Origin of the sequence: Bradyrhizobium sp. AZCC 1721 (assembly GCF_036924715.1) — a bacterium.
Lineage (GTDB): Bacteria > Pseudomonadota > Alphaproteobacteria > Rhizobiales > Xanthobacteraceae > Bradyrhizobium.
Map to the genome: position 1 here is coordinate 2,044,039 of NZ_JAZHSB010000001.1, position 21,375 is coordinate 2,065,413.

Annotated in this window: 19 protein-coding genes and 1 pseudogene; 11 read left to right on the forward strand and 9 right to left on the reverse strand. The window is 59.3% G+C overall.

Annotated features, from left to right (window positions below; all coding sequences use genetic code 11):
- Positions 1 to 48: 48 nt before the first annotated feature.
- Positions 49 to 483, forward strand: coding sequence for a winged helix-turn-helix transcriptional regulator (locus V1273_RS09910; RefSeq protein WP_334364359.1), 435 nt, complete (start codon positions 49 to 51; stop codon positions 481 to 483).
- A gap of 12 nt (positions 484 to 495) precedes the next feature.
- Here V1273_RS09910 and V1273_RS09915 read toward each other — a convergent pair whose 3' ends face one another.
- A complete protein-coding gene (locus V1273_RS09915; protein WP_334409445.1) occupies positions 496 to 1,479 on the reverse strand; it encodes an NAD(P)H-binding protein in 984 nt (327 codons plus the stop codon).
- Between the two features lie 100 nt (positions 1,480 to 1,579).
- On the reverse strand, positions 1,580 to 2,536 hold the full coding sequence (locus V1273_RS09920; RefSeq protein ID WP_334409446.1) for an alpha/beta fold hydrolase: 957 nt from the start codon (positions 2,534 to 2,536) through the stop codon (positions 1,580 to 1,582).
- 453 nt (positions 2,537 to 2,989) lie between these two features.
- On the opposite strand from V1273_RS09920, the gene V1273_RS09925 reads away from it, so the two are divergent.
- The 3 genes from V1273_RS09925 to V1273_RS09935 all read left to right on the forward strand — a co-directional run bounded on the left by V1273_RS09925 (position 2,990) and on the right by V1273_RS09935 (position 6,472).
- A complete protein-coding gene (locus V1273_RS09925) occupies positions 2,990 to 4,630 on the forward strand; it encodes a long-chain-fatty-acid--CoA ligase (RefSeq protein ID WP_334409448.1) in 1,641 nt (546 codons plus the stop codon).
- Positions 4,631 to 4,669: 39 nt separating this feature from the next.
- Entirely contained in the window at positions 4,670 to 5,458 is a 789-nt protein-coding gene (locus V1273_RS09930; RefSeq protein ID WP_334409450.1) for an enoyl-CoA hydratase/isomerase family protein, read from the forward strand.
- Between the two features lie 153 nt (positions 5,459 to 5,611).
- Positions 5,612 to 6,472 carry a 3-hydroxyacyl-CoA dehydrogenase family protein gene (locus V1273_RS09935; protein WP_334409452.1) on the forward strand — a complete coding sequence of 287 codons (861 nt, stop codon included), beginning with the start codon at positions 5,612 to 5,614 and terminating at the stop codon, positions 6,470 to 6,472.
- A 300-nt stretch (positions 6,473 to 6,772) separates the two neighbouring features.
- On the opposite strand, the gene V1273_RS09940 is transcribed toward V1273_RS09935, so the two are convergent.
- A complete protein-coding gene (locus tag V1273_RS09940; protein ID WP_334383299.1) occupies positions 6,773 to 7,732 on the reverse strand; it encodes a LysR substrate-binding domain-containing protein in 960 nt (319 codons plus the stop codon).
- Between the two features lie 156 nt (positions 7,733 to 7,888).
- On the opposite strand from V1273_RS09940, the gene V1273_RS09945 reads away from it, so the two are divergent.
- From V1273_RS09945 to V1273_RS09960, 4 genes are all read left to right on the forward strand, one after another.
- Positions 7,889 to 8,707, forward strand: coding sequence for a class II aldolase/adducin family protein (locus V1273_RS09945; RefSeq protein ID WP_334364352.1), 819 nt, complete (start codon positions 7,889 to 7,891; stop codon positions 8,705 to 8,707).
- Complete coding sequence (locus V1273_RS09950; protein WP_334383297.1) at positions 8,704 to 9,534, forward strand: class II aldolase/adducin family protein; 831 nt, start codon at positions 8,704 to 8,706, stop codon at positions 9,532 to 9,534. The genes V1273_RS09945 and V1273_RS09950 overlap by 4 nt, the downstream gene beginning before the upstream one ends.
- A gap of 69 nt (positions 9,535 to 9,603) precedes the next feature.
- Positions 9,604 to 10,533 (forward strand): 2-dehydropantoate 2-reductase, encoded by a 930-nt coding sequence (gene panE / locus V1273_RS09955; protein WP_334409453.1) that lies wholly within the window; start codon positions 9,604 to 9,606, stop codon positions 10,531 to 10,533.
- A gap of 239 nt (positions 10,534 to 10,772) precedes the next feature.
- The gene (locus V1273_RS09960) at positions 10,773 to 11,936 is read left to right on the forward strand and encodes a lactate 2-monooxygenase (protein ID WP_334409454.1); all 1,164 of its coding nucleotides are present in this window, start codon (positions 10,773 to 10,775) and stop codon (positions 11,934 to 11,936) included.
- Between the two features lie 3 nt (positions 11,937 to 11,939).
- Here V1273_RS09960 and V1273_RS09965 read toward each other — a convergent pair.
- From V1273_RS09965 to V1273_RS09990, 6 genes and pseudogenes are all read right to left on the reverse strand, one after another.
- Positions 11,940 to 12,826: pseudogene (locus V1273_RS09965) on the reverse strand (alpha/beta fold hydrolase).
- A gap of 141 nt (positions 12,827 to 12,967) precedes the next feature.
- Positions 12,968 to 14,128 carry an iron-containing alcohol dehydrogenase gene (locus tag V1273_RS09970; protein ID WP_334409455.1) on the reverse strand — a complete coding sequence of 387 codons (1,161 nt, stop codon included), beginning with the start codon at positions 14,126 to 14,128 and terminating at the stop codon, positions 12,968 to 12,970.
- 129 nt (positions 14,129 to 14,257) lie between these two features.
- The gene (locus V1273_RS09975) at positions 14,258 to 14,449 is read right to left on the reverse strand and encodes a hypothetical protein (RefSeq protein ID WP_334409457.1); all 192 of its coding nucleotides are present in this window, start codon (positions 14,447 to 14,449) and stop codon (positions 14,258 to 14,260) included.
- A 173-nt stretch (positions 14,450 to 14,622) separates the two neighbouring features.
- Complete coding sequence (locus V1273_RS09980; RefSeq protein WP_334409458.1) at positions 14,623 to 14,829, reverse strand: hypothetical protein; 207 nt, start codon at positions 14,827 to 14,829, stop codon at positions 14,623 to 14,625.
- A gap of 31 nt (positions 14,830 to 14,860) precedes the next feature.
- A complete protein-coding gene (locus V1273_RS09985) occupies positions 14,861 to 15,712 on the reverse strand; it encodes an alpha/beta fold hydrolase (RefSeq protein ID WP_334409459.1) in 852 nt (283 codons plus the stop codon).
- A gap of 35 nt (positions 15,713 to 15,747) precedes the next feature.
- Positions 15,748 to 16,326 carry a TetR family transcriptional regulator gene (locus V1273_RS09990; RefSeq protein ID WP_334412187.1) on the reverse strand — a complete coding sequence of 193 codons (579 nt, stop codon included), beginning with the start codon at positions 16,324 to 16,326 and terminating at the stop codon, positions 15,748 to 15,750.
- Between the two features lie 213 nt (positions 16,327 to 16,539).
- Here V1273_RS09990 and V1273_RS09995 point away from each other — a divergent pair, with 213 nt between their 5' ends.
- The 3 genes from V1273_RS09995 to V1273_RS10005 all read left to right on the forward strand — a co-directional run bounded on the left by V1273_RS09995 (position 16,540) and on the right by V1273_RS10005 (position 21,374).
- The gene (locus V1273_RS09995) at positions 16,540 to 17,646 is read left to right on the forward strand and encodes an efflux RND transporter periplasmic adaptor subunit (protein WP_334409460.1); all 1,107 of its coding nucleotides are present in this window, start codon (positions 16,540 to 16,542) and stop codon (positions 17,644 to 17,646) included.
- 41 nt (positions 17,647 to 17,687) lie between these two features.
- Positions 17,688 to 18,032 carry a nuclear transport factor 2 family protein gene (locus V1273_RS10000; protein WP_334409461.1) on the forward strand — a complete coding sequence of 115 codons (345 nt, stop codon included), beginning with the start codon at positions 17,688 to 17,690 and terminating at the stop codon, positions 18,030 to 18,032.
- Between the two features lie 231 nt (positions 18,033 to 18,263).
- Positions 18,264 to 21,374, forward strand: coding sequence for an efflux RND transporter permease subunit (locus V1273_RS10005; protein ID WP_334409462.1), 3,111 nt, complete (start codon positions 18,264 to 18,266; stop codon positions 21,372 to 21,374).
- The last annotated feature ends 1 nt before the right edge of the window (position 21,375 follow it).

Sequence of the window (21,375 nt, forward strand, 5' to 3'; positions counted from 1 at the left end):
TCCGCAAGGCAGTGGGCCGGTGTTGCGGCAAGGTAGGGTGGGCCTGGAATGGCAAAGAACAGTCTTGATGCGTCTTGTCCTGTAGCGCGAACGCTCGACATTGTGGGCGCGCGCTGGACGTTGCTGATTATCCGTGACCTTCTCCCAGGCACCATGCGATTTCAGGACCTTCAAGAGCGTCTGCCTGGCATGGCGCCTAATGTCCTTTCTGATCGTCTAAAAACACTTGAGGCACACGGCCTTGTACGTCGCGAATTCTACAGCGACCATCCCCCGCGAGCCGCCTATACCCTTACCGACCCTGGCCGTGAGCTCGGCGTCATCGTTCTGGCTCTGGGCCGATGGGGCATCCGGCACCTCGGCGGCAGGTTGAATCGCGGCCTCCGGCACGACGAGGCTTTCCGGCACCTGCAACAAGCAGCCGACGCTATCGCCCGCCGGCCGGTTCAGCGGGCAAAATCCGGTGCCAAAGCCGTTTCCTGAACTGTCGCATGATCATGCGGCCTCCAGCGCTTTGCGAATACGCGGAGATTGTTCGAGGGCCCATCGGACGACCTTGGGGGCACGCCCAAGTAAACTTTCAAGCTCATCGTTGACAACATCATAACGTCCGCCTGCGACCAGGCGGGTGATGGTTCCCAAGTGGTCTGCAATATGCGGACTGCGCGACGCGATGGCACTATTGATGTACGTCTCGATCCAGGCATCCAGGTCTTGGGGCACATACGAGATACGTCGTCCCAGCGCAGCGCCGTAATCCTCGGCAAACCCATGCATGTCCTTCAACTCCGGTCCGGTGAGGTCATACGACCTCGATATATGCGCCGAGGGGGCGATCAGGACCTTCGTGCAGACCTCCGCAACATCATAGGCGGCGATTGGCGCGATCTTCTGCGTGCCAAAAGGCAGGTGGAGTTCGCCCGCACCAAGCAACTGCTTTAGCGGAAACCAGGAAAGGATCGGATTCTCGACGAACATGGTCGCCCGTATATTGACGACCGGCAGGCCGGACCACTGTAGCGCCTGCTCCGATGCCCAATGGGCTCTCTGTTGCGGTGACCATTCGGCGACAAATCCTCCGAGCCAGCCGAGTCGCGCCTCGCGCGCGCCGGTCATTTTATCGAACGTCATGTAGGACTGCTCGAATTCCGAAATGTTCACGAAGACCTCAATGTCCCCTTGCGCGCGCGCAGCGGCGGCCATCAGAATGCTCGCGTCGGTATAGTACGGGTTCAAACTCATGCTGAAGTAGATCCGGCGACAACCCTTCAGGGCGGCGGCGACATCTGCGACGTTGAGTAGATCTCCGACGAATACTTCGGCTCCGATCTGTCGAAGCGCCTCCGCCCGCTCGTCGTCTCGCCTCACGAAGGCACGCACCGGATATCGCTGCTCCAGTAGCATGTTGATCATCGTCTTGCTTACGGAGCCGACTTCGCCGCCGGCTCCAGTGATCAAAATGGGATTCCGTTTCGACATCGAAGTGTCCTTTTCAGCTGGGCGACCGGGTGGGTGTTCGTTGAAGCGAAGCCGGTTCGCGCCATCGAGGTACGGGCGACCATTCGCTCTCAGAGACCGCTCAGCATTTCAGGAAGCGCAAGACGTGGCTTAACACTGCATCGGGTTGTTCAAGATGCAAGAAATGACCGACGCCAGGCATCACGACGCGCTCGAATCCCGTCGTGAACGCCGCCTCCATGCTTTCGCTAAGCTGCGCGGACATGCAGCCGTCATCCTCCCCATGCAGATAGAGCGACGGGACAGCAATTGGACCGCTCGCGCGGGCTTCAAGGGCCAGGGCTGCCGGGTCAGTCGGCGGCGTGAACAACTGCCGGTAATAGGCCAGGGCCTGGGTCAGGACTCCGGGTTGGTCAAACGTCTCGTTGAGCGCGGAACGGTCCGCAGGCGGCAGCACGTACCCCGGCGACCATTCTCGCCAGAGCCGGTCGAGGAATGCAAAGTCGTTGAGCTGAACAGCCGTCTCCGCCAGGCGAGTCTGGAAGAAGAACATATACCAGCTTCGCCGCTGTTGATCGCCATCGGCGACGAATGCTGTCGTCAGACCCTTTCCATAGGGGACTGCCAACCCGATAAGCTTGCGGACGCGGGCCGCATCGAGGCTTGCCGCGGCGTAGACTGCACGTGCTCCGAAGTCATGGCCGATGAGATCAGCCTGCTCGGCCCCCAGCGCTTCGATGAGCGCTAGTACGTCCTGCCCGGTCGCCAAGGCTCGGTAGGATCCGTCGGGCGCGGCGCCACCGGCCCAATATCCTCGCAGCGCCGGTGCGACGGCCCAATATCCTTCCTGCGCGAGACGATCGAGGAAGTGAACCCAGCTCCGTGCATGATCGGGAAAGCCGTGCAAGCACAGCACGAGGGGGCCGCTCCCGGCTTCGAGGATCGGGAAATCGAGCCCGTTGGCACGGACCGTCCGCTTGCGGATATGGCCACCGATTGGACCGTTTCCCGCCTCAAGCACGCGCGCCGTTCGCTGGCGGATGTGGTCCAGGGCAGGCGACGCGGGGCTGTCCGGCATGGCTATGCAATCCTCACTATCATTACTTGGATGATGATAATCACCCAACACAGGACTAAAAGACGGCGATGCCGGATTTGCCAATTCAACCATGAATAAGTGCGGTACCGAGTTGGCGATAGCTGGGTCCGCCATCTCCTTTAAGCAAGCAAATGAGCCTCCATGTCTTTTGCGGGCTCTTGGCGCATGCCGGAAGCAGGCTTCTGCCGTCAATGCATGCTGTCGGTTTCTGGGCGGGTATGCTCGCAGCGACTGCAGCCAGGCGGCATGTCCGATGATCGATATTAGATCGGGCGCATGGCGATCTGTCGCTGTGCGAATCCATCGCTGAATAGCCGTTCTTCAAATATTTTGTTTTGCGGCACGACAGCCTTGTGGTGCGATTGCATCCAATCATGCCGACTATGTCCGGGAAGATAAAAATGGACGCGTCAGCAACTTTCGGAGGATCCCGTGTTGGGCTTAATGCAAGAGTGGCCGTTGCTGTGTCAGCGGATCATTGATCATGCCGCGACTTGTCATCCAGACCGTGAGGTGGTGACTCGGTCTGTCGAAGGGCCGATCCATCGAACCAACTACGGCCAGATCCGAAGACGCGCGCTGAAAGTCGCCCAGCGATTGGATCGAGACGGCATTGTGCTTGGCGATCGGGTCGCGACCTTGGCCTGGAACACTTGGCGACACCTGGAAATCTGGTACGGAATCATGGGTATCGGCGCCGTCTGCCACACCATAAACCCTCGCTTGTTTCCAGAGCAAATCGCATGGATCATCAATCATGCACGTGACAGAGTTCTCTTCGCTGATATCACCTTCGTACCACTTCTTGAGAAGCTCGCATCGCATCTCGAATTCATCGAGCGCTTCGTCATACTAACGGATCGCGATCACATGCCGGACACTTCCTTGCGCGGCGCGATCGCGTACGAAGACTGGATCGATAGCGTAGACGGCGACTTCGCCTGGAAACTCTTCGACGAAAACACCGCCGCCGGGCTATGCTACACGTCAGGCACGACGGGGAGTCCAAAGGGTGTCCTGTACTCGCATCGGTCAAATGTACTCCATTCGCTGATGACCGCGCAGGCAGACGTTCTGGGCCTTAGCTGCAACGACACGGTCCTACCGGTTGTGCCGCTCTTTCATGCCAACAGCTGGGGGCTCGCGTTTCACGCCCCGATGGTAGGGAGCAAGATTGTTTTCCCTGGCGCGAGGCTCGATGGCGCGTCCGTATACGAGTTGCTCTGGGACGAAAAAGTAACGTTTACGGCCGGTGTGCCGACCGTCTGGCTCATGCTTCAACAGTATACGGAATCAAACAACTTGCGTTTGCCAGCGCTTCGGGACTTGACCATCGGTGGCGCGGCGCCACCGCCTGCGATGATTGAAGCCTTTGAGCGGATGGGCATCTGTGCACGGCAGGGGTGGGGTATGACAGAGATGGGACCTGTCGGCCCGATCGGAAGCCTGAAGCCGCCGTTCGCAGATTTGACCGGCGCGGAGAAAATTGCCCAGCTTTCCAGCCAAGGTTTTTCACCTTTCCTCGTTGAAATGAAGATCACCGATGACTCCGGCGAGAAGCTTCCCCACGACGGAAAGGCGTATGGCAGGCTGAAGGTGCGTGGTCCAAGCGTTGCCAAGGCCTACTACGGGCTGAATGACGAGATCCTGGACAAGGATGGCTATTTCGACACCGGCGACGTCGCGACGATCGACGAGCACGCCTACATGCGTATAACGGATCGATCTAAGGGCGTTATCAAGTCGGGCGGCGAATGGATCTCATCCATCGAGGTCGAAAATGTCGCTATCGCTCATCCTTCCGTACAGGAGGCCGCGGCGATCGCGGTTTCACACCCGAAATGGGGCGAACGACCGCTTCTCATCGTTCAGCTCAATCCGAACATGGAAGCGACCAAGGCGGATATCCTTTCATTTCTTGAAGGCAAGATCGCGAAATGGTGGATGCCCGATGACGTCGTCATGGATTCAATCCCCCACACGGCGACGGGAAAGATCAGGAAGTCCGAGCTTCGTGAGCGTTACAGGAACCACCTGCTGCCCAGCGCATCGGCTTCGTCCAGCAACCGTTGAATGACCAATCATCCTGGCTAGGGCGAGGGAGCTCTCACCGTGACATCCGTTAGATTCGAGAAACTGCGCAACGTTGGTCTCATAACGCTGGACAATCCTCCGATCAATCTCGTCGATGACGACCTGTTGCTGGAGCTCGGCAAGGCTATCGATGAAGTGGACAGCTCGGGCGTTCGAGCAGTACTTCTACACGCGACTGGGGACCACTTCGGGCCAGGAGTGAACGTCAAGACCACCTTTTCGGGAGTGAATAGTAGGGGTGGCCGAAAAATGCTGACGAGGGCCATTCCGATTGTGCTGCGACTGGAGCAATTGGATATCCCGATCGTGTGCGCGGTTCAAGGGTTTTGCTTCGCGGCATCGCTCGAACTGGCGTTGCGTTGCGATGTAATAATCGCATCTGAAGAAGCCAAATTTGCTCAGGTAGAGCGCGATATCGGAGCCGCAACCTATTTGGGTGGGATTTACCTGCTCGCCGAGCGATGCGGACCGGCGCGGGCCCGAGAGATTTGCCTGACAGGCGAACGCTACGATGCTGCCGTCTTCGAGCGGTGGAATATCGTCAATCGCGTCGTACCGCGGACATCGCTATACACCGAAGCGTTGGCGTGGGCGCAAAAGTTTGCGGACGGTCCAACAAAAGCGTATGCGGTGAATGAGCGTTTGCTGCGAGGGTTTCTCGACTACGGCACTAGAGGAGCCGACGAGCTGCTCCTGGACATCGGGCCTCCCCTGTTCGACAGCGAAGATTTCAAAGCCGGGGTTCAGTCTGTGGTGGAATATGGAGCCAAGAATTTTCGAGGCAAAGTTGTCTTCCGGGGATCCTGATCGTCGAGACGGAGTGGCCGCGCTGAGTCATCGCCACCATCGCCGCTACCGTGATATGGCTATGATAAGCGTCCGCACGACAGGCAGCCCGAGATCGAGTCTTGCACGTCTCGCTACGCGTGGAACGCCCGTCCAAAATCGCGAGGCATCGCCATGACGTTCAAGCTCCCCCATAACATCGCCACACGCGCCATCGCCGTCCTTGGCGCGGGCACGCTGGGCCGCCGCATCGCTCTGATGTTGGCGACGCGCGGCGCCGAAGTGCGCCTGTATGCCCGCAGCGCCGCGACGCGCGATGCGGGCGTCGCCTTTGCAAAAGAGCAGTTGCCTGCCGTACTGGCCACGCTGCCGGGCAGCAAAGCCGGCACCATCGTGGGGGTTGACGACATGACAGTCGCGCTCAAGAATGCGTGGCTCGTCGTGGAGTCAGTCCCCGAAGATCTTGAACTGAAGAAGAACATCTTCAAGCAGGTCGATGCGCTCGCTGAGCCCGACGCCATCCTGGCCAGCAACTCCTCATCCTATTCCTCGAGCGCTTTTGCCGACAGCGTGAAGAACCCGGCGCGCCTCTTGAACACGCACTTCCTGATGCCGCCGGGCATCACGCCGATTGAGTTGATGTCGTGCGGCCAGACCGACCCGGCTGTGATCCAGCTGCTGGTCGACGTGCTGCCCGGCTATGGCCTGACGCCCTACGTGGTGCAGCGCGAGAGCATGGGCTTCATCTTCAACCGCGTCTGGGCCGCCATCAAACGCGAGACACTGGCCGTGGTAGCCGAAGGTGTCGCGTCGGCGGAGGTGGTGGATGCCATCTACAGCCAGGCCACCGGTTCACGGCACGGCCCCTTCCGCCTCATGGATGCGGTGGGCCTGGACGTGGTGCTGAGCATCGAAGAGAACTATGCCCAGCACCGGATCGGCCTGCCTGAAGGGCCGCGGATTTTGCTGAAGAAGATGATCGCCGAAGGCAGCCTTGGCGTGAAGAGCGGTCAGGGATTTTACGACTACCAGTGACGCAACATCCGCGAGCCCCTTGAGGGCTTTGACATGAAGTGACGTTATTGGTTTTTGTCGATCTCCCCCAGATTGGCCACAAGAGCTATCTTGCGGACCGTCTTGTCGCGGTCCAGCCGGATCCGACGAGATTCTTCAGCGGGGGCGAACCATCCGGCGCGAAGTTTGCTTCGAATAGTGGCAAGCCGAAGATACCGGCGTGAGAGCCCACTTCGCTCCTGAGCTATCATCTTTCCTCAACACACCCGGGACTCCAATAAACATTATCTGAAGCAGCCAAGTAGAGGCACCCCCCGAGCCTCAAATTCCCAACATTGCAGACTCCGCCTCGAGGTCCCTCGCTATGACCTTCAGCCACCGGTGCACAGCCTTGATCCTGCTCGATGTTTCATGCACTTTTCGATAGGTAAAATAGAAGTCTCGCGAATCAAGCTTGAAGGACGGCCAGTGGGTAAGCGCCTTGAGAGCCCCGCTGGTAATCATCGGCGAAACCAACGGAAACGGCGCAAGAATAACTCCCATGCCGGACCGGGCCATTTGAAGTCCTGTAAGCAGGCTGTCGCCGAGCAGTTCCGGTTCGACCGACGAGAGATCAGGGTCGTTCACCTGAAGCCACGACCGCCAGCTATTCGGCACAGTGCTGTACTCGATCAGGGGCAACCTAGAGAGGTCCTTGACCGTGCTGATGGGCCCAAATCTCTCAAGAAAGTTCGGCGCGGCGCATGGAGCAACGCGGGAGCGAAGAAGCCGATGGAATATCAGGCCCGGCACGGGCGGCGTTCCCAGCTGTACCGCGGCATCGATATCGTCCTTTGCGAAGTCGACCGTCGTGTTGCGTGCTTCCAGTCTGAGATCGAGGTTGGAAGACGCCTTGCGGAATCGTTCCAAGTGGGGCAACGCAGCGAGCATTGCAAACGTTGGAGTCACGCTGACGCGTACAACACGATCGCGCTTTCGGACCCCCAGAATGTCGCTCGCGCGAAACAATTCGTTGAACGCATTCAAGACGGCGGCGGCGTAGACCGCACCGCTTTCGGTCAGAGCGATGCTGCGTCCGTTGCGCTCCACCAGTTGCACCCCGAAGTGCACCTCTAGCGCCCGAAGCTGATGACTGATAGCTGACGGCGTCAGGTTGAGGCTCTCGGAGGCAAGCTTGACGCTGCCGAACCTCGCGATCGCTTCGAAGGCGCGCAGACTCGCGAGAGGTGGAAGAGCCGGGCTGGACATATTCTGGCTTGAGCCTGCTTCAACAATCCGCAATCGAATTCAATTGTGCTTTGGATGTCCATCCGTCAGCCTTCTGCTCGGACGGATCAATGGCGCCAACTGTAAGGCTGGCACGCGGGAAAAGCCAGCGAAGGTGGTATGCCTCCAATTTCGCATCGCGAAACATACAACAGAAAATGGGAGAATGCGATGAATGCCCCCTCCAAACACGATCAGCTGGCGCATGCGGCCAAGATGACGCACGGGCTACCTCAACCGCCGGCCTTTTCAACATTGGCCGAAGAACGGCAGCATCGCAAAGAGCGCCTCGCAGCCGGTTTCCGGTTGTTCGCCAAGTTCGGGTTCGATGAAGGTGTGGCAGGTCACATCACGGCACGCGATCCGGAATTCACCGACACATTCTGGGTGAATGGCTTCGGTATGAGCTTTGGCTTGATCAAGGCGTCTGATCTTATTCGGGTCAACCACAAAGGCGAGGTTGTCGAAGGCAATCATCCGGTCAATGCGGCTGCTTTCGCGATTCATGCGAGCGTTCATGCTGCCCGGCCCGATTCTGTCGGCGCGGCGCATTCGCACTCCACGTACGGCCGGGCCTTCTCGACACTGGGTCGAAAGTTGGGGGCGATCACGCAAGACGCCTGCGCCTTTTACAACGACCACGCTCTGTACGAGGATTATGGCGGAGTCGCAGTCGAGTTGGACGAGGGTCAGCAGATCGCCCGGGCGTTGGGGCCTCACAAGGCGGCAATTCTGCAGAACCATGGACTTCTGACGGTCGGCCAGACCGTTGATGAAGCAGTGTGGTGGTTCATCACGATGGAGCGGTCATGCCAAGTGCAGTTGCTCGCTGAGGCGGCTGCTGCGCGAACGGGGCAATCTCTCAAGATTATCCCTGAAGAGTCAGCGCAGCAGGCATTCAATATTCTCGGCGCACCCAGGACAGGCTGGTTTCAATTCCAGACCCTCTATTCGAAGATCGTTAAGGAGCAGCCGGATCTGCTCAATTGACCGGACCAACGATGAAGTGTTTCGGAGGGGAGCGCATGAACATCCAACCCTCACCTGGAAATGTCAGCCACGACGTTCTGGCGGCCGAGGAACGGCTGGTCCGGGAGGATCTCGCCGCGCTGTACCATGTCTTCTTTGATCTAGGCTGGTGCGAGCACATCTACAATCATATCACGGCGCGGGTACCGGGTCCTCATCGGCACTTTTTGATCAATTCGTTTGGGTTGGCGTACAACGAAGTCACAGCCTCCAATCTCATCAAGATCGACCTCGATGGTAACAAGGTTGTGGACGTTCCGGGTCGCGTCAACGCGCCGGGCTTCACGATCCATTCTTCGGTTCATGCCGCGCGCGATGACGCCCATTTCATCGCCCACACGCATACGACTGCCGGTGTTGCTGTTGCCTGCACGGACGAGGGGCTTTCCCCGCACAGCTTCTACGGCGCGATGCTCTATGAGCAAATCGCGTATCACGATTTCGAGGGCATCTCGACGGATCTGGGTGAGCGCGAACGGCTTGTGAAGTCGCTCGGCAACAAGAACTACATGATCCTGAGACATCATGGTCTTCTGACATGCGGGAGGACTGCCGCGGAGGCACTGTTCCGCATGACGATCCTGCAACGCGCGTGCGAAGTGCAACTCGCAGCTGCAACGTTCGGCAAGAGCTGGCGGCCCTTGTCGGAAGAGGTTCTGCGTCGGACGACGCGTCAGATGCAGAGCGAGGTTGCAAAGGGCTTCGACGAAAAAACCTCCTTTGGGCAGGATTCGTTCAAAGCCTATCGTCGCGCACTTGATGCAAAAGGATCGCGCTACAGGGACTAAGCTTGATCGGCGGCGGCTTGTTGGCTGCAGCCGACGTCTTGCAATTGAGAGGCTAGAAGGAGATGAATCTTGCGGATACTGGTAATCGGCGCCGGAGCGTTGGGCGGATATTTTGGCGCTCGGCTTCTGGCTGCGGGACGTGATGTCACGTTCCTGGTGCGGCCGGCCCGTGCAGAAGCGCTCAGGACGAATGGGCTTGTCATCAGGAGCCCAGCCGGCAATCTCAATCTGCCATCACCGCCGACCGTGACATCCGAACGGCTGAAAGGCCACTACGATTTGATATTGTTGAGCTGCAAGGCCTATGATCTCGACGGTGCCATTCAATCGTTCGCCCCCGCGGTGGGAGACAATACGGTCATCATTCCCTTTTTGAATGGCCTGCGTCATATCGAAGTGCTGAACGCCCGCTTCGGGGAGGAGAGGGTGTTTGGCGGTCAATGCGCCATCTCGGCCACGATGTCTGCAAATGGTGAGATTCTCCATCTCGTCGATTTGCATACGCTGGGGTTTGGCGAGCAAAACGAGGCGCGATCGAAGCGCCGCGATGAGATCATCGCTGCATTGTCAGGTGCCAATTTTATTGCCGAGGCCAGCCACAATATCCTGCAGGACATGTGGGAGAAATGGGTATTCATTGCCACCGCCGCGGGCTCGACCTGTCTGATGCGCGCCTCGATCGGGGATATCGTCGCCGCTGGCGCATCCGGCCTTGTGATGAATTTTCTCGACGAGTGCGGCGGGATCGCGGCCGGGGCAGGATTTGAGCCACGTCCGGCCTTTTTGGAACGCACGCGATCCATCTTCACAATGCCAGGCTCGCCGCTGATGGCGTCCATGCTGCGCGATATCGAGAAAGGATCGCAGACAGAAGGCGATCATGTTCTGGGCGACCTATTGGGTCGGGCGAAAGCAGGACAAATTCCCGTCCTTCTCAGCGCGGCCTATGCGCATGTGAAGTCTTTTGAGGCGCGTCGCGCCAGAGAAGCCGGCAAATAGGAACGGAGCTGGAAGGCCGGGATCAAGCTCGTGCGTTCTCGCCGTGGTCTCGGACCCGAGGGGATCAAATCCGGCTTTCAGCCGCTTAGAGGCCGGCGGTTGAGCGCGTTGGCCTCTTCACTGGCCGCCTGCGCGTGAATGAGCTGAAAACGTCAGGCGCTGCGCCAAAGACCGGACGGCGATAGGCTGTGCTCGCGCCGCCCAGCAATCACAATGGATAGGACTGCGGGAGGGACACATTGGGCCACTACGGCGACTACCAGACAGAAATCTATGTTGGCGGCCTCAGCGGAAGACTGCCGAAACTTCCGGTAGATTTCCGCGAATTGGAAGCGCGGGCGCACGCTGCGATGTCGCCGAGTCTTGTGTCTTACGTGGCAGGCGGCTGCGGCAACGAGCATACGCAGAATATCAACGTGTCTGCATTTGAGCGGTGGGGTTTGATCCCGCGCATGCTTGTCGGCGCCGCCAAGCGGGATCTGTCGATCGACCTTTTCGGAATGCGGCTTCCCACCCCGCTCTTCATGAGCCCTATCGGCGTCATCGGATTATGCGCGCAGGATTTCCATGGCGACATTGCGACGGCAAAGGCTGCGCAAAAGATCGGCGTCCCGATGATGGCGTCGACCTTCAGCAGCGATCCGCTCGAGCAGGTGGCTGCCGAATTTGGCGAAACGCCGGGCTTCTTCCAGCTCTACACTCCCAACGATCGGGAAGTAGCCGAGAGCCTGATCCGCCGGGCCGAGGCAGCAGGATTTAAGGCCATCGTGGTGACTCTGGATACATGGGTTACCGGATGGCGGCCACGGGATCTTAACCTGGCCAATTTTCCTCAGCTGCATGGGCATGTTCTCTACAACTATTTCTCGGATCCGGTGTTTCGCAGCAGGCTGCAAAAGCCACCCGAGGAAGATTTTCGAGCGGCGATCATGCAATGGGCGAAGATTTTCGGAAATCCTTTGACCTGGGACGATCTTCCCTGGTTGCGCTCGCTGACCAAGCTTCCGCTCGTTCTCAAAGGCATTTGCCATCCTGATGACGCGCGGCGCGCGATCGATGCAGGCGTCGATGGCATCTACTGTTCAAATCATGGTGGCCGTCAGGCAAACGGCGGCATTGCCGCGGTGGACCTGCTGCCTGGCATCGTCAAAGCCTCCGGCAGAACGCCCGTACTGTTTGACTCCGGGATACGTTCAGGGACCGACGTTATCAAGGCCTTGGCACTCGGCGCTACGGGTGTCGGCATCGGCCGGCCGTATGCGTATGGACTCGCGCTAGACGGCGTTGAGGGTATCGTTCACGTGTTGCGATGCATTCTCGCTGAAGCTGATTTGCTGATGGCCGTCGATGGCTTTGCCCGCATCGCCGACCTTGAGCCGTCGTCACTGATGGCGGTGGGTTGAAATCTAGCCGGTAGGAGGTGCTAGGAACCTCAGGATGGCTCTCTGTGTAGCCTCCGGAGCCTCCTCGCACATGAAGTGACCCGCCTCGACTTCTTCTCCCGTAACTTGCGTGGCCCAGTTCTTCCAAGTATCCAGCGGTTTGGCGCCCGCGGCGGCGATACCCCGGCTCCCCCAGATCACATGAACCGGCGCTGCAATCTTTTTTCCCGCATCGAGGTCACTCTTGTCGTGCTCGAAGTCCGCATAAGCAGCAGCGCGGTAGTCCTCGCATAGGCCATGCACGCGCTCAGGATCACGTAACGCGCTTAGGTAGTGGTTCACGGCCCGAGGATCGAAACCCTGCGCGAACACTGGACTGAAAAACCCGTCTGGGTCGGCCGAGATTAGTGTTTCCGGCAATGGATAAGGCTGAGCGAGAAACGTCCAATGATAGATGCGTAGCGCCGAAAGGCGGCTTAGATTCGTCCAATAATTGTAAGTAGGCAGTATATCAAGGACGACGAGTTGCGAGAGTCGTTCCTGATGATCGAGCGCCAAACGATAGGCGACGCGTCCTCCCCGATCGTGGCCGGCTAAGGAAAGCGGGAGTAGCCGAGCTTTTCCATCAGTTCGACCATCGTTTGGGCCATTGCGCGTTTCGTGTAAGGAGTATTGCTTGCATCGGTCTTGGGAACGTCTGACGCGCCATATCCCGGAAGGTCAGCGATGACGAGCGAGAAGCGTTCGGCGAGTGCTGGCGCCAAATGATGCCACATCACGTGGGTTTGAGGATATCCGTGCAACAAGAGAAGCGGCGGCCCCTTACCGGCAACACGCGCAAAGATACGCCCGGATTTTGTTTCAACATGCACCGACGCAAATCCGGGAAACAAATCAGGGAGAGCGGTCATCTTCAATCCTTTGTCACGATAAGAGTAGCTTGAAGACAAATGCAAACGTTCTCCGGCAAAGCTGGCTTGCATCAAGCCTAGCTCCCGCTTCCTCTGCCGATCACGCGCATCACAGTCATATGAATCGCCAAGCGGCTTCAGCTAGGCGGCCGTTCGCAGAAAATCGACGATGTCTGCTTCGCTTTTGAAGGGCCGCGGATTGGCCTGTACGAAGCGATGATTGATTGCAATCTTGCTGATCTTGCCAAACTTGTCTTCGCCAATGCCGACATCAGCAAGGCGGCCAGGTAATCCAAGGCTCTTGGTGAATTCCGCAAAGGCGTCTGCCGCCTCCATGCCCGGCCCGCCAAGAGCCGTCGCTAAACGCTTCTGCGCATCCTCGGTGAATGGCTTATTGTATCGAAGCAGGCTCGGCATGATAACAGGTGTGCAATAATAGTGAGGAACGTCGAACGTCCCTCCAAGCACATGGCCAATGCCGTGACTTGCTCCCATCGGGACGCGTGCCTGGAGGCCGAAAGACGCAAGCCACGAGCCATGTTGGGATAGTCGCCGCGCCTCCAGATCATCAGGTTGCTGCAAGGTCCGGAGCATTCCCTCACGCAGGATGCGGATGCCCGCCAAGACGACCTCGTCGGCTAACGGGGTGCCGGCGGGCGAGCACAACGCTTCGATACCGTGATCCATCGAGCGCGTTCCCGATCCCATCCAAAGGCTCGAAGGCGTATGAAGGGTGAGGGCAGGGTCGAGAATAATCGCCACTGGCGACATTTGGGGGTGGAAGAAAATCTGCTTCAGCTTATGGCGTTCATCGGTGACGAGCGCTGCTGCATTGTATTCGCCACCATTCAGCGTCGATGGGATCGCGATCTGGCGGACTGCGGGCGAACGGAACGGAGAGACGTTTACGCCCGGGCCCATGGGGAATGGATCGAAACCCGCTTCATCGCGGATGTCATGTTCCATCGCCATGATGACTATTTTTGCCAGATCGATCGCAGAACCCCCACCGACAGCCACGATCAGGTCAGCTCTTGCGTCTTTAGCTTGCAGGGCAACCTCGGCAGCTTGCTTGCGCGTCGTATGCTGCGCAATTCCGTCAAAGGTCGCGACATGTTTGGCGCCGAGCGTACGCCGAATCTTCTCGATCTCATCGGTCTTGGTGTTCAGGGTTCGACTGGCGAGAAGGAAGACGCGCTTTGCGTTCAGTCGCTCTGCCTCTTCGTTCAGAGCGTCAGACGCAGCTTTGCCGTAGATGACACGATCAATTGCCGGAAAGTTGTGTACACCAGTCCTACGCATTTTGTTCCTCCCGTACATCGAAAAGCAAGTGACTATATTATTTATAGTAACGGGAAACCGAGGGGCTGACAATCTGCTCGTGGCAATTTGCCGGAGAGGAGAGACTGCAAAGTACGGCGATGATCTTGATCAAGACAGGAGAAACTCGCGGCTACGATAGGTATCGGCGCCGCTGCCCGTATGACTCACCGGTGCATTATTCCGCTTCTCGCTGACTGGATCGCCTGGCGGGAAGATGCTGTCATAGGTCGCGCGCGCCTCTCGAATGAGACGGTCTCGCTCGCGTTCAGACTTTGGCACAAATCGAATAACTTCGCCCATATTTGCTCCAGATAACCTAAGAGCACGAATCCGCAGTTAGCGAACCGTTCCGTCATGATATGATAAGCATCATTCGATCTCAACCTAGGATCTCCGCACGAACTTTGAAGCTCTGCAGGCGGTAACGAAGAAATAAACAACTCGTGACAGTCGTCTTCGCGGAGTAGCGGCGTTCACTGTGGAGGATGACTTTGCAATTGATGGACGCGGTCATCCGGCGAGCCAACCGACGTTGTTCGCGACTGGATCTGAAGACCTTCAACTTCGCGATCGAGCTTCGCAACCCGCTCTTCCAGCCTAAACATGTACTCGCCGCGCGGATCGTCCATGCCTGGGATCTCAGCCGAGTAATTCAAGCTTTCCCAGAGGCGCTTGAACATAGTTGTACACTCCTGTGTTTGATCCTTGCGGTCATTCTGTTGCCAATATCACGCGAGCCAGCTCCGACGGATTCTCGACAGCCGAGAAGTGGCCGGTATTTTTGAGCGTCACCATCTGCGAGGCAGGAATCAGGGATCGTGTGCGTTCGCGTTCATTTGGCCGAGACCAATCGCTATCGCCATAAATGAGCGTCACAGGCGCCGAGATCTGCCGATAGTAATCGCGCGCCTTGCTCCAGGATCGCCAGCCTGCCAGCACCTTGCGTGCGATCCGCTTGTATCCCGGGCGGTGGGCTACTTCATCGAACTCGGCCAGCAAATCGGCCGGCAGTTTGCGCGGGTCGTGATATCCGCCGCCCATGATCTTGCCGAGGACCATCTTGTTTTCGAGCGATGCATTCATCGCGCCGAGCACCGGGATCTGCAAACTTCCGATGATAAAGTTCGCGAACCAGTTGCCGCGTCGAATGCCGTCCCCGTAGCGCGTCTCGTAGTCGTAGGGGTTGATCGCATAGACCCGCTTCACCCGCTGCGGAAGCGACGCCGCCACTGTAAGGGCCAATGTCCCGCCGATCGACTCGCCAACAATCGTAACGGCCGAGAGGTTTAGCTCCTCGATGAAACGAATGACGGCCTGCCTGAAGTAGGGTTCGTCGAAGCTCGCGCCTGGATCTATTGGTGAGTGTCCGTGGCCCGGAAGGTCAATGGCGTACACCGTGTGCGATCTCGCGAGGAGGGGCGCCAGACCGCGGAAATATTCGAGCTGTGTCCGGATCGTATGTATGAGGAGCAGCGGAGGCCCGCTGCCGATCTCCTGAAAACGTAGGCTAAGCGTATCCGATATTTCGAGCAAACTTGGTTTGCCTTTTGTCACGCTAAGCATTTCGATTTCTCCCGTGCTTTGAGGGATGCGATCTTTCAAGCGGCGGCGGCTTCGCGAACCTGTTTGACTGCTGCATCCAGAATCGCCCGAGCCAGATCAGGGTCGTTGACGACGCGCGATAGTGTCACCGCGCCGACCATCGTCGAGAGAATGGCCATGGCCTTGCCACTGGACGCCTCGCCACCAGCCTCGGCAATGAATCGGCCGAGCACTTCGAGATGTGCCTTTATTCCCGCTTCGAATGCCGCCTTCACGTCGGATCCCTGTCTGGCGGCATCCGCGCCGAGCGCCACGATCGGGCAGCCGTCCATCCTTTCTTCGCGATGGTCGCCACTGAGGTAGAACGCGATCACCGCGCCGAGCGGATCATCAGGATTTTTCGTTGCCGCATCCGACCATCGGCGGGAAGCGCCATCCAATGCGCGCCTGGACGCCTCTACCGCCAAATCCCCTTTTGACGCGAACTGCTTGTAGAAGGCGCCCTGTGTTAGCCCGGCCGCCTTCATCAGATCCTTGAGGCCGATGCCATCAAAGCCGCGCTCCCTGAAGAGGCGACTTGCCACATCAATCACGGTTTGGCGGTTCTCCGCGGCTTGAATGCGACTCACACGCATGGTGGACCTCCATTTGGATTTCACTCGAAATCTATATCTCAGATAGAGTTCGAACGCAATCTATCAATGGCGTGGCTGGATTCGGCGTCGCTGAGGGGTCAAGAGGCCGGTTTTTGGGATCACATTCCCGTCAGAGCTCAAATTTAGATTGCGATCGACATCTAAATAACTTATAGAGTTCGAATGAAATCTAATTTAGATGAGGAGGCGGATATGAAAAAGCGAAGACCTATCATTGTGTTAGGGGGCGTCCTGATCGCGGCGTTAGCTGCGACTGCGTTCGTCACACTTCGCACCCAGGAAGCCGCCGCCGTGAGCGACCCCCGGCAGGAACCACCGATCGTCAGGCTGGCCACGGCAGCGCGTGTGAACGGATCCGAACGCGGTTTCACGGGCATCATCGGGGCGAGGGTGCAGAGCAACCTCGGGTTTCGCGTCGCCGGCAAGATTGTCGAACGGCTGGTGAATACCGGTCAGCAGGTCAAAGCCGGTGAGCCGCTGATGCGGATCGACGAAACCGACCTTCGCCTTGCGGTCACGGCAAAGCGCAACGCCGTTGCCGCAGCGCGTGCATCTGTCGTTCAGACCGAAGCGGATGAACAGCGATACGCCAAACTGGTGAGCAACGGATGGGCTTCCCGACAGCGCTACGAGCAAGCGAAGGCCGCACTGGACACGGCCGAGGCGCAACTCGCCACCGCCGAAGCCGATGCGCGGGTCGCCGAGAACGAGGCGACCTATTCGGTCCTGGTTGCGGATGCGGACGGAACGGTGGTTGAAACGCTTGGCGAGCCCGGGCAGGTCGTCTCTGCCGGCCAGACAGTCGTTCGGATCGCAAAGGCCGGCCCCCGCGAAGCTGTGGTCGCACTTCCCGAAACGATCCGGCCAGCGATCGGCTCCGAGGCTGAGGCCAGCATCTATGGCGCCGATGGGCGGCGCTATACGGCGCATCTGCGGCAGTTGTCGGACTCCGCCGATGCTCAGACCCGCACCTATGAGGCCCGTTATGTGCTCGACGGTGAGGCGGCGGCGGCACCGCTTGGCGCGACGGTAACCATTCGGCTGGCAAGCCAGGCTAGTCAGCCGGATGTTCAGGTGCCGCTGGGAGCCGTGCTCGATGACGGCCGGAAGACCGGTGTGTGGGTCCTGGATAGCGCCACCTCAACCGTACGCTTTCGTCCAGTCAAGCTTGTTCGAGTGAGCAGCGAAACCGCCGTGATCTCCGGATTGAGCTCTGGTGATCCGGTTGTTTCCCTCGGCGCTCACCTTCTCCAGGAGGGCGCTCGCGTCAGGACTGCATCTGAAAACAACGGAAACTAACGAGCTTCAATCTTTCCGCGATCACCGTCGGAGGACGGCAAATGCTATACAGCTACATCGTCAAGAAAGAAATCCGAAAGACCTTCGACCACGTCAACAACCATCGCTGGGATGACGCGGTGAATGCGGTCGCGCCGAACGTTCATCACCGCGTTTCCGGCGCCCATGCGCTTGCTGGTGAGCGCCACGACAAAGAAGCGCTGCGCCGCTGGTTTGAGCGTCTCGGCCGCGTCCAGCCCACTCTCCATATCACGGTCAACAACATCTGGGTGAAGGGCTGGCCGTGGCATACCACCGTGTTTGTCGAGTGGGACGGCACCGCAACGCTGCTCAACGGCGACGCGTCGTACGTCAACCGCGGTCTCCACGTGTTCACCCTGCGGTGAGGTAGAGTCTATGCACTCGAGGAATTTCAAGATTCACAGGAAGCGGCCCGTGGCCTTGCCGCCCAAGCGGCAGCAGGCCTCAAAGAAGCTGTCGCCGAACCAATTGTAAGTGAGCAGAAGAGCAGTCAGAGGGCCCGCGCTTTTTAGGTAAGCGCGGTTCACTCGACGCCCACCTGCTGCAGGACGGCGCGAGCGCCAGGACGAACGTCTAGGATTAGGAGTGGCCAAGTGATGAATTTCAATCTTTCCGCGATCGCCGTTCGTGAACGGGCCGTCACCCTGTTCTTCATCGTCCTGCTGGCGGCCGCAGGCGCCTACGCCTTCGTCATGCTCGGGCGGGCGGAGGACCCCTCCTTCACCATCAAGACCCTGACGGTCACGACGGTATGGCCAGGCGCGACGGCGCGCGAGATGCAGGACCAGGTCGCCGAGCCGTTGGAGAAGCGGCTTCAGGAGCTGACCTGGTATGACCGGGTGGAGACGACCACACGGCCAGGTTATGCGTACATGACGGTTACGCTGAAGGACAGCACACCGCCATCCAGCGTGCAGGAGGAGTTCTATCAGGCCCGCAAGAAGCTGGGAGATGAAGCGCGCAAGCTGCCGTCTGGCGTGCTCGGCCCCTTCGTCAACGACGAATATTCGGACGTGAGCTTCGCCCTCTATGCGCTCAAGGCGAAGGGCATGCCGATGCGGGAACTCGCCAGGCAAGCCGAGACCATTCGCCAGGATCTCCTGCACGTGCCCGGCGTCAAGAAGATCAACATCCTCGGTGAACGTCCCGAACAGATATTCATCGAGTTTTCCTATGCCAAACTGGCAACGCTTGGCGTGTCGGCGCAGGATATCGTTGCCGCCCTGCAGCGGCAGAACACCGTCACACCGGCAGGCTCGATCGACACCAAGGGGCCGCAGGTCTTCATCCGGGTCGACGGCGCTTATGACAGCGTCCAGGCGATCGCCGACACGCCGATCGTCGCCGCGGGGCGGACGCTGAAACTCTCCGACATCGCCGAAGTCCGCCGCGGCTACGAGGATCCTCCCACCTACCTCATCCGCCATCAGGGTGAGCCCACGATCATGCTCGCGGCGGTCATGCAAGAGGGCTGGGATGGCCTAGCGCTCGGCAAGGCGCTGGAGGAGCGGTCCGCCGCTATCGCTCGGACGCTGCCACTCGGGATGACCCTGGCCAAGGTCAGCGACCAGGCCGTCAACATCACCTCGGCGGTCGACGAATTCATGATGAAGTTTGCGATGGCGCTCGGCGTGGTGCTGCTGGTGAGCCTGCTCAGCCTCGGCTGGCGCGTCGGCATCGTCGTGGCGGCTGCCGTCCCTCTGACGCTTGCCGTCGTGTTCCTCATCATGCTGGAAACCGGCCGGTTCTTCGACCGCATCACGCTCGGCGCCCTCATCCTGGCGCTTGGTCTTCTCGTGGACGACGCCATCATCGCCATCGAGGTGATGGTGGTGAAAATGGAAGAGGGCATGGACCGCATCAAGGCGGCCGCCTACGCGTGGAGCCACACGGCGGCGCCGATGTTGTCGGGAACACTCGTGACGGTCGCCGGGTTCCTGCCGGTGGGCTTCGCGCGCTCGACGGCCGGCGAATACGCCGGCAACATCTTCTGGGTCGTGGGGTTCGCCCTCATCGTCTCCTGGATCGTCGCGGTGGTCTTCACGCCCTATCTCGGCGTCAAGATGCTGCCCGCGATCAAGCCGGTCGAAGGCGGTCACCACGCGATTTACGGCACACCGAACTATCGGCGCCTGCGAGGGCTCATCACCTTCGCCGTGCGTCACAAGTTCGTAACCAGCGGCATCGTCGCCATCGCTTTCGCGCTGTCCGTCGTCGGCATGGGCGCCGTCAAGCAGCAGTTCTTCCCGACGTCCGACCGGCCCGAAGTGCTGGTGGAGGTTCGCCTGCCGGAAGGCACCAGCATTGAGACGACGACCGCTACAGTCGAGAAGCTCGAACACTGGCTGGGCCACCAGTCGGAGGCCAAGATCGTCACGAGCTATGTCGGTCAGGGCGCTCCCCGATTCTTCTTCGCGATGGCGCCGGAGCTGCCTGATCCGGCCTTCGCCAAGATCGTCGTACTTACACCGGACGCGGAGGCGCGCGAGGCTTTGAAGCACCGGCTCCGACAGGCGGCGTCAGAGGGGCTTGCGCCTGAGGCCAATGTGCGCGTCACTCAGCTTGTGTTCGGACCCTACACGCCGTTCCCGGTCGAGTTTCGGGTCATGGGGCCTGATCCGGCGCAACTGTACGCTATCTCTGAAAAAGCCCTCGATATCATGCGTGGCGTTCCCGATGTGCGGCAAGCCAACCGCGATTGGGGCAATCGCACGCCCGTGCTCCGTTTCATCCCGGATCAGGATCGACTGAACCTCATCGGCCTCTCGCCAGCGGAGGTCGGCCGGCAACTCCAGTTCCTCCTCACTGGCATCCCCGTTACGCAGGTCCGCGAGGACATCCGCAATGTCCCCATCGTGGCACGCAGCGCCGGCGGCGAGCGACTGGATCCGGCGCGTCTGGCGGATTTCTCCCTGATGAGCCGGGACGGCCGCCCGATTCCGCTCGACCAGATCGGCCATTCGGAAATCCGTCTGGAAGAGCCGATCATGAAGCGCCGCGATCGCACACCCGTGGTCACGATTCGCTCTGATATCAATGAAGCGACCCAGCCTCCAGAGGTCTCCAAGGAGATCAAGACGGCTCTTCAGCCGCTGATCGCATCGCTTCCGGCCGGCTATCGCATCGAATTGGGCGGATCGATCGAGGAGGCAACCAAGGCCAATGACGCGTTGGCGACGGTCTTTCCCGCCATGATCGCCGCCATGCTGATCGTCATCATGCTGCAGGTGCGATCCTTCTCGACGATGGCCATGGTCATGCTGACGGCACCGCTTGGCCTCGTCGGCGTCGTGCCCGTGTTGCTCGCCTTCAATCAGCCCTTCGGATTCAATGCCATTCTGGGCCTGATCGGACTGGCCGGCATCCTGATGCGCAACACGCTGATCCTGACCGAACAAATCAAGGAGAACCGTGCTGCCGGCCTTGACGACTATCACGCCGTCATCGAGGCCACGGTGCAACGCACGAGGCCGGTGATCCTGACCGCACTTGCCGCCGTGCTGGCCTTCATCCCTCTCACGCATTCCGTCTTCTGGGGATCGATGGCCTATACGCTGATCGGCGGCACCGCGGTCGGCACGGTGCTGATCCTGCTGTTCCTTCCTGCGCTTTACGCCGCGTGGTTTCGGATCAAGCCGACTGCAGATGAGATCCATGGGGATTCGACGGAGGAACCGGAATTGCGAACAGCAATGGCTGCCGAGTAGG